The organism is Polaribacter sp. ALD11, assembly GCF_002831685.1.
In the GTDB taxonomy this organism is placed as follows: domain Bacteria; phylum Bacteroidota; class Bacteroidia; order Flavobacteriales; family Flavobacteriaceae; genus Polaribacter.
Map to the genome: position 1 here is coordinate 1031470 of NZ_CP025119.1, position 12531 is coordinate 1044000.

11 protein-coding genes are annotated in these 12531 nt (G+C 32.0%); 5 read left to right on the forward strand and 6 right to left on the reverse strand.

The features are described 5' to 3' along the window. Nucleotides 1-521 precede the first annotated feature (521 nt). The 3 genes from CW731_RS15755 (at nucleotide 522) to CW731_RS04595 (ending at nucleotide 2703) form a co-directional block, all read left to right on the forward strand. A complete protein-coding gene (locus CW731_RS15755) occupies nucleotides 522-767 on the forward strand; it encodes a hypothetical protein (protein ID WP_232734720.1) in 246 nt (81 codons plus the stop codon). Nucleotides 768-1354: 587 nt separating this feature from the next. Further along, nucleotides 1355-1924, forward strand: a complete 570-nt coding sequence (locus CW731_RS04590) for a WG repeat-containing protein (RefSeq protein WP_157812187.1) — start codon at nucleotides 1355-1357, stop codon at nucleotides 1922-1924. An 11-nt stretch (nucleotides 1925-1935) separates the two neighbouring features. Then, the gene (locus CW731_RS04595; RefSeq protein WP_100945626.1) at nucleotides 1936-2703 is read left to right on the forward strand and encodes a patatin-like phospholipase family protein; all 768 of its coding nucleotides are present in this window, start codon (nucleotides 1936-1938) and stop codon (nucleotides 2701-2703) included. 135 nt (nucleotides 2704-2838) lie between these two features. Here the strand turns inward: CW731_RS04595 and CW731_RS04600 are convergent, their stop codons facing one another. The 3 genes from CW731_RS04600 to CW731_RS04610 are packed head-to-tail and all read right to left on the reverse strand — an operon-like array spanning nucleotide 2839 to nucleotide 5308. Next, complete coding sequence (locus tag CW731_RS04600; RefSeq protein WP_100945627.1) at nucleotides 2839-3828, reverse strand: MlaD family protein; 990 nt, start codon at nucleotides 3826-3828, stop codon at nucleotides 2839-2841. A 5-nt stretch (nucleotides 3829-3833) separates the two neighbouring features. Then, nucleotides 3834-4589 (reverse strand): ABC transporter ATP-binding protein, encoded by a 756-nt coding sequence (locus CW731_RS04605; RefSeq protein ID WP_100945628.1) that lies wholly within the window; start codon nucleotides 4587-4589, stop codon nucleotides 3834-3836. Continuing rightward, a complete protein-coding gene (locus tag CW731_RS04610; protein WP_100947624.1) occupies nucleotides 4586-5308 on the reverse strand; it encodes an ABC transporter permease in 723 nt (240 codons plus the stop codon). The genes CW731_RS04605 and CW731_RS04610 overlap by 4 nt, the downstream gene beginning before the upstream one ends. 262 nt (nucleotides 5309-5570) lie before the next feature. Here CW731_RS04610 and CW731_RS04615 point away from each other — a divergent pair, with 262 nt between their 5' ends. Continuing rightward, nucleotides 5571-6287: a VIT family protein gene (locus tag CW731_RS04615; protein ID WP_100945629.1), complete on the forward strand. Its 717-nt coding sequence runs from the start codon at nucleotides 5571-5573 to the stop codon at nucleotides 6285-6287. 11 nt (nucleotides 6288-6298) lie between these two features. Next, nucleotides 6299-7627: a dicarboxylate/amino acid:cation symporter gene (locus tag CW731_RS04620; protein ID WP_100945630.1), complete on the forward strand. Its 1329-nt coding sequence runs from the start codon at nucleotides 6299-6301 to the stop codon at nucleotides 7625-7627. A gap of 647 nt (nucleotides 7628-8274) precedes the next feature. Here the strand turns inward: CW731_RS04620 and CW731_RS04630 are convergent. The 3 genes from CW731_RS04630 to CW731_RS04640 form a co-directional block, all read right to left on the reverse strand. Continuing rightward, entirely contained in the window at nucleotides 8275-8928 is a 654-nt protein-coding gene (locus CW731_RS04630; RefSeq protein WP_100945632.1) for a hemolysin III family protein, read from the reverse strand. Between the two features lie 137 nt (nucleotides 8929-9065). Continuing rightward, complete coding sequence (locus CW731_RS04635; protein ID WP_100945633.1) at nucleotides 9066-11576, reverse strand: cation-translocating P-type ATPase; 2511 nt, start codon at nucleotides 11574-11576, stop codon at nucleotides 9066-9068. An 11-nt stretch (nucleotides 11577-11587) separates the two neighbouring features. Further along, nucleotides 11588-12451 (reverse strand): NAD(P)H-hydrate dehydratase, encoded by an 864-nt coding sequence (locus CW731_RS04640; RefSeq protein WP_100945634.1) that lies wholly within the window; start codon nucleotides 12449-12451, stop codon nucleotides 11588-11590. Nucleotides 12452-12531 lie beyond the last annotated feature (80 nt).

Here is a 12531-nt window from a genome sequence, read left to right on the forward strand (position 1 = left end):
TTTTTTTATAATTAGCAACGCAGGTTTTGATATAATCTTTTCATGCCTGCATATCTTTAATAATATTACAAAATTACACTTCAAAACTACACTTCAAATTGCACTCCTGAAATGACATAGGTCAGTAGCCTTACTTTTAAATATGAATTAGTAAAACTTTTTAATAAAAGATTTAATTCAACTGACATTCATCATTTCACATACTAAAATAGCCTCCTAAATTTGTTATAAAACGAAATACTATATCTATTCTAAAAGAATCGTAAAAATATTTCTGCTGTAAAAAATACTATTTAAAATAAGACTCTAAAAACGATGATTAAGACCTTAAATACTAACGAAAAAAACATCATACTTAATACAAATTACATAGGTAATTTAGGTTATATACATAATAACGAACCATTTGTTGTACCCATTACATACTTCTATAATGAAGAACAAAATAATATTATCTGTTACTCAAGTAATGGACACAAAATAAATGCTTTACGAAAAAAAAACGCAGTATCCTTGTGTGTGTGTCTGACATAAATTCTGTTAGTAACTGGAAATCGGTTCTAGTACGAGGAACATACAAAGAGCATTCAGGCAGTGGTGCTAAATACATACTCCATCAATTTTCGTTGGGTGTAAAAAAAAATATCACAAATTCGGAACAAAAAAACTTAGATTTTATCAATCAGTTTTCTAACAGAATTAATAAAGATGACATCCCTATAATATTTACCATCGAAATAGTAGATATTACAGGTAAAGGAAGGTAATTCTAATCGTAGAGAGTTAAACTTTAGTCAATAATTAATATCATTTTATCAATGGAAATCACCGCTAATTTTAATTATCAATCGAAGTTGTTCTTACGCAATTATTATAGTAAATTTTAATATTGCAGACTGGTTCTCATTTTACCAAATAGCAGCTGCTTCATTTCTTGTTGCCTTATTATTTTAAAATCTACAATTACTTTTTACTTCACTTCTCTTATTTAGCTTTTGTATCGATGCAGTTGATGGTTATTTAGCTAAACGCATTTTTTATTATTGTTACATTATTTTTTGCACCTAATCAGACTATTCTATTGTATGATTATTATTGGTTTATTAAAACCATTGAAGAAATTACGTTAATTTTTACATCTGATAATTAGGCATCTGATATAAGAGGAATCTATTGGTCTTTACAAAACAAACCCCATAGTATGAAGACAAGGTATTAAGAACATTCAACATTATAAATATGAATTTAACTGACATTCATCATTTCAAAAGATGAAATAGAACCATAAATTTGCTAAAATATTAACAGTAAAATTAAAACTATGAAAAATTTTAAATTAACAATAGTATTCTTTTTGAGCATTATATATGTTACAAGCGCGCAACAACTTAAAAATATAGCTAAAATTGGAAATCTTAGCGAAGGTCTTATCGCTATAAAGAATGATGATTCTTGGGGGTTTATAGATATAAAAGGAGTTCTTGTTATCAATTTTAGAAAAGATATAGCGACTTCATCTGGTGAGTTTCCAGTATTTAGTAACGGATTGTGCCTTATCAAAGAAATACGAGAAGATATTATCTATTATGGCTTTATAAATACCAAGGGTGAAACAATTATTCCGGCAGAGTATATTGTAGCAACCCCGTTTAAAAATGGTTTCTCTAGAGTTATCAATTATTATAAAACAGATACAGGCACTAATGCTTTTGGTCAAAGTGTTGTATATTATACTTATAATGAATTGATTATTGATACTGAAAACAAATCGGTATTGAATTTTTCTGGTTCACATAACTTATTGTTACATAAGCTAAAATTACAAAAAGACATACCAACTATACGTTCTAAATTTATTAACGATGACCTTATTAGCATTAAAGAAGATAACAATACGTTCAGCATTTATAACTTAAATAAATAATACTTACACAAATGAATACGGGACTAGTTTTATCTGGTGGAGGCGCACGTGGTTTTGCACATATAGGTGTACTAAAAGCTCTAGAGGAATACAATATAAACATAACTCACATTGCAGGTACCAGCGCTGGTGCTATCGTAGGAGCTTTATTTGCTGCAGGTAATTCTTGGGGTACCATCTTAGAGTTCTTTAAGAAGGTACCCATCTTTGAATACAAGCGTTATGCATACAATAAACCTGGCTTTATAGATACCAATATGTTTTATAAAGACCTACTTCCTTTCTTTGTAACAGATGATTTCAATAGCTTAAAAAAACAGTTTTATGTGCCGACGACCAATCTTATTGAAGGAAAAGAAATGGTATTTAATAGTGGCGAACTTCTAAAACCAATACTGGCATCTGCCGCATTTCCTGGGTTATTTACACCCGTTATTATTAACGGAATTCCTTATGCAGATGGTGGTATTTTAAACAACTTCCCTATAGAGTATATTAAAAATAAATGCGATACTATAATAGGTGTTTATGTAAACTCTCTAGAAAACGTTTCTCTAAATGAGTTAAAGCATTCCTATCAAGTAGCAAATAGAGCTTATAACATTAGTTTTGTGAGTCAGTGTGAGAATAAGTTTAAAGAGGTAGATCTTTTAATAGCTCCAAAAGAACTTGAAAAATTCGGAATGTTTAATCTAAAAAATATAGATGCAATTTTTAAAATTGGTTATGAGTCTGCTATAAAAGTATTAGAAAATAACAAAAATAGCTTATTAAAATAAATACCCAAGCTACTCAGTTTATGAAATAATGCCTTGTACTTCTTTTAAAAGGCATCAACTTTTTCTACAACACCTTTTTAGATTAATTTGCTAGAATGAACAAAACCACTTCTAATTTTTTTATATTCATTAGTTCTATTCTTTTTTTGATTTTGCTTTCCTCTTAGCCTTACGTTCTTGTTTTCTAAAATAACCTCTAAAAAAGAAGTTATGTTGAAGTGCTTCCATATTTTCATTTAACTTTTGGGAAGCTTCCTTAATTTGCACCATGGTAGAATCTATCGTTTTTGGCAAACTTTTATCTTTTGTAAGGTAATTGAAAGTGCTTTCAGCGGTGCTTATTTCCACAATCATATCACTTAGCATTTTTGTTGCTTCTGAAATTTTAATACTTGAAGTCTCTAACTGTAAAAAAACATTCTTAGCTTGATTTCCTGCTACAGTGTCTGTCAATAAAACGCCTACAGCACTATCTTCCACATCAATTTTCGAGAACTTATAGTTCAAAGAACCTATAAGCCGATTAGCTCCATTTGTAGTTTGCTTTAGATTCACTAACGTAGCTCGAATGTCTTTTGTCAATAAAGAATCTGTAATTAATGCTCCTAATGCACCTTCTCCCTTCAATATTTTATTGGTAATTTTCAATAAATCTGCCGTTAACAATGCTGCATTTTTATTGGTAATGCTAAGTGTAGATAACAGATCTTCTGTGCCTATATTTCTATGAGAGGCAATGGTGTCTGTAGAAATAACTGTTTGTAAATTTTCTTTCCCTGGAATAATATTGATAACCATACTTCCTACCAATCCGTCTGATCCTATACTTGCAATTGCATCTTTTTTTATGAAAGCTCCTGTTTTATCTTCGATCATCATTTCTACAACAATCTCGGTATTATTTATCATTTTAATACCGCTAACAGTACCTACATTTATACCAGAATAGCGTACATTATTACCCAATTGAAGACCATTCACATTTTGAAATACAGCGTACAATTGCATGTTTTTACTAAAAAGATGCTGCTTGCTACCAATAAAATAAAGTGCGGCTAGTAAAATACCAGTTCCAAGGACTACAAATAGGCCAACGCGGGTTTTATGGAGGTTTGATTTTTGCATAGTATTTAATTTTTAAAAAAGGCTTTAACTTTTATGTCTTCGGATGTTGATAGTTCTTCAAAAGTTCCTTCTGCATAATTAATTCCATCTAACAGTAAAATCATTCGGTTACTAATTACGCGAGCACAATCCACATCATGCGTAATAATTAGCGATGATGTTTTATATGTTTTTTGAATAGTTCGCATTAACTGAATAATTTCTTTTGCAGTAATTGGGTCAAGACCTGTGGTGGGTTCGTCATATAAAATAATTTTTGGTTTTAAAATTAAAGCTCTTGCCAAGGCTACGCGTCGTTGCATTCCTCCAGAAAGTTCTGATGGCATTAAATCTATGGTGTGTGCCAACCCTACATTTTCTAATGCTTCTACAACTAATGCTTCTGTGGTTTGGGAAGGGTCTACTCTATCTCGATTTCTACGCAAAGGAAACTCTAAATTTTCTCGTACTGTCATAGAATCATATAATGCACTTCCTTGAAATAAAAATCCGATTTCTGTTCTCAATACATCTAGCTCTTTTCTTCCTAATTCTAAAATATCAAGGTCCTTAATAGTAATACTTCCACTATCTGCTTCTAATAAGCCAACTAAGCATTTTATCATCACCGATTTACCAGATCCCGATTTGCCCATTATCACGAGGTTTTCACCTTCATATAGTTTTAAATTAAAACCATTAAGTACGTGATTATCTCCAAAGCTTTTATGAAGGTCTTTAATTTCTAAAACAGGTTGTAAATTCTCGTTTGTTTCTATCATATTTCAAAAAAAATATCAGTAATAAATACGGCTATAAAATCGATAATAAAGAGCAACATCGAGGTGTAAACTACCGCAGCATTAGAAGCTTCACCAACTCCTACCGTACCTTTAGAGCAATTATATCCTTTATAACAACCTACCAAACCAATGGAAAAACCAAAGAAAAAGGACTTTGCAGTAGCCGGCAGCACATCACTAAACCGTAAGGCATCAAACACCTTATTAAAATATAGTAGATATGAAACTTCTCCTTTCAAATTCTCAACTATAGCAGACCCAAACAAGGCAATAGCATCTCCCATAAGAATAAGCAACGGCAGCATTAATGTGGTAGCCAAAATACGTGTAACTACTAAGTATTTAAAAGGGTTGGTTCCTGAAACTTCCATAGCATCTATTTGCTCTGTCACTTTCATTGAGCCCAATTCGGCACCAATTCCAGAGCCAATTCTTCCTGCACATATTAATGCAAAAATTACTGGACCTATCTCTCTTATGATAGATAAACTTACCATTGCTGGCATCCAAGAAGTGGCTCCGAATTCTAAAAGCGTAGGTCTTGATTGTAGTGTAAAAACCAATCCTAAGATAAAACCAGTAACACCAACCAATATAAAAGAGCGATTCCCCATCTGGTAACACTGCCTTAAAAATTCTTTCCATTCAAAGGGAGATGTAAATACTTCTCTAAAAAAACGAATAGCGAAATAAGTCATATCTCCCACCTCATCAAAAAAAAGTTTAGCCCTTGCTGTTATAGAATTTGTTTGACTCAATCTGTATACATTATTTGGAGTTAAAAATAAAGCAACTTGTCTTAACAATACATGACCTTGGTCAGTTATACAAACTGATATTTATCATTGTATTAATTATAGTTGAATGGTATTTTTATACTCAAATTATATAGGATGCAAAAAAAAATTCAAATTCAATTTCATTCATGTTCTTTCTTAAAAAAAAATAATAAATAACAGGATGAACAAGAACTCAGATAAATTAGACGATTATTTAGACAACCACTACATACATCGAAGTAATTGGTTAAGAGCAGCGGTACTTGGAGCTAATGATGGCATTTTATCAACTGCAAGTATTGCAATTGGTGTGGCAGCTGCAAGTGACGTAAGAGATCCCGTTATTTTAGCAACTTTAGCAGGATTAGTAGCTGGTGCTTTATCAATGGCGGCTGGAGAATACGTTTCAGTAAGTTCTCAAACGGATGTTGAAAATGCAGATATTGAAAGAGAACGAATTGAATTAGAAGAAACGCCAGAAATTGAATTACAACGATTGGCAGAGATTTACGAAAAGAGAGGTCTTAAAAAAGAAACTTCTTTAATAGTTGCCAAAGAGTTGACAGAACACGACGTTTTAGCTGCCCACATAAGAGATGAGTTAGGTATAAATGAAATTAGTCAAGCAAAGCCTATTCAAGCAGCTTTAGCTTCAGGGGCTTCATTTACAGTAGGTGGATTGCTTCCTTTTTTGGTGGTTATATTTTTACCTTTTATAAATATGGAATATTATTTGTATGGTTTTGCAATTATATTCCTTATTATTTTGGGTGCTTTATCAGCTAAAACGGGCGGTTCGAGTATTATAAAAGCCGTTTTGAGAATTACTTTTTGGGGAACGGTTGCAATGGGATTAACGGCTTTGGTTGGGTACCTGTTTAATGTGAATGTTGAATAAGGAATTAAACTATGATAGAATTTAGATCTCTTAATAAATTATCGTTTCATTTAGATCGCCTTATCAAAGGGCGCTTATGGCTTAAAGTAATTATCGGTCTCCTTTTAGGGGCAGCAATAGGAATAATACTGAATCCGTCTGCAGGATTTCTTTCTGAAACTTCTAGTTTGCGAATTGCTGATTGGCTTGACTTGCCAGGAAAAGTTTTTATGAGGCTCGTTCAAATGATTATGATTCCGTTGATATTTACATCTATTATTACAGGAATTGTAGGGAACACGTCTGAAAACCTGAAAACCTTCGGACTTCGACTACTACTCTATTTTATTTTCACAACTACCATTGCCATTACAATTGGTTTGGTAGTAACACTTATTTTAAAGCCTGGTCAATATATTTTTGATTTAGGCGGATTTCCAAATAGTGGTAAAAGTCAAATAATACCTGATGAACAAACGGATCTTATTGGGAACATTCCAAATGCAATCTCAAACCTTATTCCAAATAACCCAATGGAATCTATTTTAACAGGAGAAATGTTAGGTGTAGTAATTTTTACCATTATTATTGGTGTCGCAATTACCCAACTTCGTTCTGAAACAGCGAAGCCTATTATTCGTTTCTCTGAGGCGATTCAGAAAATATGCATGATTGTAGTATCGTGGGCAATGATGCTGGTACCTTATGCCGTTTTTGGTTTGATGGCAGCTTTACTGTCTAGAACAAGTATAGAGATATTTCTTGGTTTGGGGTATTATATGTTTGTTGTTATGCTAGGCCTAATTATTTTATTAGCATTCTATTTAATACTCATTTTAATAATCACCAATAAAAATCCTTTTAAATTCTTAAAAGCGATAAGAGAACCTCAACTATTGGCATTTTCTACTGCTAGTTCTGCAGCTGTAATGCCACTTTCTATGAAAACAGCTGATGAGAAATTAGGGGTTTCTTCTAATATTAGTGATTTCGTTATTCCTGTTGGTGCTACAATAAATATGGATGGAACCGCACTATTTCAATGTATTACAACCATATTTATGGCACAAGCTTATGGTGTGGAATTGTCTATAATGAGTTTGCTTCTAATTACTTTTACCGTTGTGGCTGCCTCTATAGGAACACCAGCAATTCCTGGAGGCGGCGTTATTATTCTTGCATCGGTATTACAGAGTGCTGGCATTCCTATAGATGGTTTAATTATTATAATTGGAATAGATCGTATTTTAGGAATGTTTAGAACGGCTGTTAATGTGACTGGAGATTTAACAGCCTGTATCATATTTGATAAATTTTATGGAACCAAATTAAATACTAACGCAATTATTAACAAGAGTTAAACTACTAGTATCTATTAAATTAAGAATTATTTATACAAGTATAATAATCATACCTTTTTTAAGCAATAAACGTAAAACATCATAAATCATGGACAATTCAATTTTTTTTAGCAAAGTTTTGGGGATGGTATCTTCTTATTTTCTTTTTTATATTAACCTTTAATCCTAGACGAAGTAAGCAAATTATAAAAGATTTGCGCGATGAAAAATTTCTAATAATGGCTTCTTTTATTTCTATTATTATGGGATTGCTGAATATTTTATTTCATAATATTTGGGAATCTAATTATAAACTTCTTATTACACTCATTGGGTGGACATCTCTATTTATAGGTCTGTCTTTGTTTATAATTCCAAAAAATACAGTTGCTGCGCTACAAATTATAAATATCAAGTTGGTACAAGTTATATATGCCTTACTGTTTTTTACAGGGTTATTTTTACTTAATATTGCTTACAGAATTATACTCATATAATTTTTCTAATCTTTCCTTATTTGTAAACAGTCGTTTAAATTAACATGCTGATTAAAGAGAATTAAAACACCTTTATAAAAGTGTAGTTTCTAGTTCAAAAAAAAATAAAAGTTTTAAGTTATTATTGAATTTGAACTTCATCTTCTAAAACAAATCGAATTCATTTTAGGATCAATTAGATGCGACTGCCAATAAAATAGCTACGTAATGGCAAACAGCGGCTGCGAGTACAAAAAAATGCCATACCGCATGGTTGTAAGGATATTTATCCCATAAGTAAAAAACAACACCTACAAGATAAAGTCCGCATCCAATTAGAAGCATCGTGAGGATATTAATAGGAATACTTTCAAAAAAAGTACGTCCGCCAACAACCATAATACATCCCATTGCTATGTAAATTAATGTTGAAATAACCTTCCATTTTCCTGTAAAAAAAATATTATAAATAATTCCCAATGCCGTAAGACCCCACAAAACCGATAGCAGTGTAATACCAAAAGAATTATCCATATACATCAATAAAAACGGCGTATAGGTTCCCGCTATTAAGAAATAAATACTAATATGGTCTAGGATTTCTAGTGTGCGTTTTGCCTGAATATGCTGAATTCCGTGGTAAAGTGTAGAAAAAGTAAAAAGCTGTAAAAAGCAAAACCCATATATAGCCGCACCAATAATACCAGAAGTATTATCACTTTTAATAGCAAATGCTATTAGAATAGGAATAGAAACAATACCAAAAATAATTCCAAAACCATGTACGATACTATTTACAAGTTCTTTATTAATTTGTGAATTTAAATTTGAATTCTGATTTTCCATGAGCGTGAGTTGTTGTAAATTATTCTAAATATTTTTGTGAAATTACTCAAATCAATTTAGACTATTAACCCTATTGGCTATATAATTTATAGTACCATTCTTAAAGACTGGCAATGCTAAACGATTATCAAAAGGAATTAGATTGTGGTGTTGACTTTATTTTTCAACCTTATTTTTATTTTTACTAATTCGTACCAAATTACAGAAATAAAACCGATTCCAATACTCGTAAATAACTGTAAAAAGGTAAGTTTCTCAAACTCAAAGAAGTTTGTTAATGGTGGTACAAATATCAATAATCCCGAAATAATGATGGTGATGGCAATAATGAGAAAAACCAACTTGTTTTTGTATCTTAAAGTAGTAAAAATTGAATAGTAAAAAGAACGATTCACAAGCGTTAAAAATATATTAGCTGTTATTAAAACAGTAAACACGATTGTTCTAGTAAGCGTTTCATCAAAAGATTGGTAAACCGAATATTGGTAGGCAAACAAAGTTCCTACAGTTATGGCTACTCCTTGAATTATACTTGTTGTTAACTCTTTCCTATTGAAAAAAGTAGTTGTAAATGGTCGTGGCTTTTGAGACATCGTATTCTTCTCCATGGGTTCATTTTCAAAAATGATAGAACAGGTAGGTCCCATTATCAATTCTAAAAAAATGATGTGTATTGGGGAAAATATATTTGGATAAACCCAACCTAATGCCAATGGTATAAAAACGGTAAGAATAATAGGTATATGAATGGATATAATGTATTGAATTGCTTTTTTTAGATTGGTATAGATTCTTCTACCCATAGCAACAGCGTCCACCATTTTTGATAAATCATCTTCTAATAAAATTAGTGAAGCTGCTTGTTTGGCTATTTCTGTTCCTTTCTTTCCCATGGCAATACCAATGTGTGCTGCTTTTAAAGCAGGCCCGTCATTTACGCCATCTCCTATCATTGCTACAATCTGATTTTGAGACTTTAAGGTATTTATGATTCTTAATTTAGCTTCAGGAAACATCCTCGTAAAAACGTTCGTATTCATCACTTTTTCCTGCAATTCAAAATCTGACAATTGCATCAGTTTATCTCCACTCATATTATACTCAAATCCTTTAAATGCAATTTGTTTGGCAATGGCTGTGGTTGTTTCTGCATTGTCTCCCGTTATTATTTTTACTCTAATTCCTGCTTGATAAAAATGATTTAAAACGGTTTCTATATTCTTTTTTGGAGGGTCATAAAAAGCGACAATTCCTTTAAACTTAAAGATAAATTCTTGTTGTGTTTTAGGGAAACTACTACCTGTAAGTTCACTTTCGGCAACACCTAAGACTCTGTATCCTTCACTAGTTATAGTTTGTATGGCTTTTTCAATTTGCTGTATTTCTTCTTTTGATACATTAGAAATAGCCATTAATGCTTCGGGTGCACCTTTGGCTGCTATAATTCTTATGCCTGAATTATTTTCAAAAATATGTGTCATCATGGGCGGCTTTCCTCCCAACGGATATTCGTGAATTAATTTAAAACTTGGTCGTTCATCTTCTGTATATAAATCACCATAAGCCTTATGCAAAGCTACCTCCATTGGGTCGAATGGAATAGGCTCGCTTGCCCACATAGCTGTTTTTATTAAGTTTTTTTCATCGTCATTCGCTTCATCTAGATTAACAATTTTTTGCGTTTTCAACGAAAATACTTTAGCCAAACTCATTTGGTTTTCGGTAATTGTTCCTGTTTTATCAATGCAAATAACTGTGGCAGAACCCAGTGTTTCTACTGTTTTCATTTGTTTAACTACAATTCCCATTTTCATTAAACGCCAAGCACCAATCGCCATAAATGTAGTAAATGCCATCGGAATTTCTTCTGGTAAAATACTCATTGCCAACGTAAGCGCCTTTAGCAAACTATCTAAAAAATTGTATGAATGAAAATAATTGATAGCCCAAACCACTATGAATACTATGGCACCAGCAATCACCATCTTTTTTACAAAATTGTTTATTTGTAACTCTAATGGTGTTTTCTCTTCCTTAATGCTTTCAAGGCTATTGCCAATTTCCCCTAACTTGGTTTCGTTACCGATATTTGTAATGGTTGCAATGGCTAAACCGCTAGCAACGGTAGTACCTTTAAAGATAAGATTATCTTCCATCGATTGGTCTTTAAAAACAGAGAACGATTCGCCAGTAAGTATAGATTCATTTACAGAGAAGTCGTTGGAGTGAATAATAATTCCATCAGCTGTAATAGAAGTGCCTTCTTCTACAATTAAACTATCGCCAACTACTAAGTCTTCACTTTTTATTGCTATCGTTTTACCGTTCCTAATTACTTTGCAGTTGGGTTGTGTTAGGTTTTTTAGTTTTTGCAAAGCATTACGGCTTCTAGAATCTTGAAATAAAGAAAGAGTCGAAACGATAAGAATAGCAGACAAAAGAAAAATACCATCGCCTATTTCTCCGCTTATAAAGTAAATTAGAGCCGCAACCAATAATAAAATAATCATCGGCTCTTTTACCAAATTTTTTATGGCATCTAAAACCGTATTTTCTTGTTTATAATTTAATTTATTCTTTCCAAATTTTTTCCTTGCAAGAAGTACCTGTTCATCCGTTAAACCATTTATACCAAAGTTATTGAACATCGTCTATATTTTTATTTACGTTGTGTTATTGCTAGAAATGCTTTACCAATAGCTTTAATTAAATCGGAGGCAAGTAAAGAAAATTCTCCAGTTTCTTTTACCGCAATATCTCCAGCTAAGCCGTGTAAATAAACTCCTGCAATACATGTGTTTTCAGGCGTATAACCTTGCCCTAAAAAAGCTGTTAGCATTCCCGTAAGTGCATCTCCACTACCTCCTTTTGCCATACCTGCATTTCCGGTAGTGTTGAGGTAAATATTTCCATTCGGACAAGAAATAATGGTTTCATGTCCTTTTAAAATTACATACACATGGTGCTTTTGTGAAAACTCAATTTGCATTTTTTTTCTTTCAATTTCATTGGATGATTTTCCAACCAAGCGTTCAAATTCTTTGGCATGTGGTGTAAAAATACTTTCTTCAGGAATCCATTTTAACCACTCTTTATTTTCTGAAATAATATTAATCGCATCAGCATCTATAACCATCGGTTTATCAAAACTACGGATAATTTTTTTTAAAGCTTTTGCAGTTTCTCTACAGGTACCGATGCCGCAACCAATGCCTACAACATTGAAATGATGAAGCGGAATAGCAGCAGTAATCATTGTTTCCTCTTTATCGCAAACAACCATTGCTTCAGGTATCGAAGTTTGTAAAATTGTATATCCACATTTGGGAATATAAACGGTAAGCAAACCGACACCTGTACGTAAGCAGGCTGTGGATGTTAAAGTTGCTGCTCCCATTTTACCATAACTTCCAACAAATAGAATTGCATTTCCAAAATCTCCTTTGTTTGAAAATGGGTTTCTTTTTTCTAGAATTCTAAAAATTCTATCACTAGAAATTTTCTCGTAATTATACTGCTCCATCCTAAAATTTATTTAAAATTGATGACTTTAATGTATGTTTTTTTTAATAGTAAACCTTGCTAATATTTAAAATCCTAATA

Bases quoted from the DNA above. Each gene is read 5' to 3' on its own strand.
- CW731_RS04605 (WP_100945628.1), bottom strand. From the start codon at position 4,589: ATGATAGAAACAAACGAGAATTTACAACCTGTTTTAGAAATTAAAGAC.
- CW731_RS04610 (WP_100947624.1), bottom strand. From the start codon at position 5,308: ATGACTTATTTCGCTATTCGTTTTTTTAGAGAAGTATTTACATCTCCC.
- CW731_RS04630 (WP_100945632.1), bottom strand. From the start codon at position 8,928: ATGGAAAATCAGAATTCAAATTTAAATTCACAAATTAATAAAGAACTT.
- CW731_RS04620 (WP_100945630.1), top strand. From the start codon at position 6,299: ATGATAGAATTTAGATCTCTTAATAAATTATCGTTTCATTTAGATCGC.
- CW731_RS04595 (WP_100945626.1), top strand. From the start codon at position 1,936: ATGAATACGGGACTAGTTTTATCTGGTGGAGGCGCACGTGGTTTTGCA.
- CW731_RS04640 (WP_100945634.1), bottom strand. From the start codon at position 12,451: ATGGAGCAGTATAATTACGAGAAAATTTCTAGTGATAGAATTTTTAGA.
- CW731_RS04600 (WP_100945627.1), bottom strand. From the start codon at position 3,828: ATGCAAAAATCAAACCTCCATAAAACCCGCGTTGGCCTATTTGTAGTC.
- CW731_RS04615 (WP_100945629.1), top strand. From the start codon at position 5,571: ATGAACAAGAACTCAGATAAATTAGACGATTATTTAGACAACCACTAC.
- CW731_RS04635 (WP_100945633.1), bottom strand. From the start codon at position 11,576: ATGTTCAATAACTTTGGTATAAATGGTTTAACGGATGAACAGGTACTT.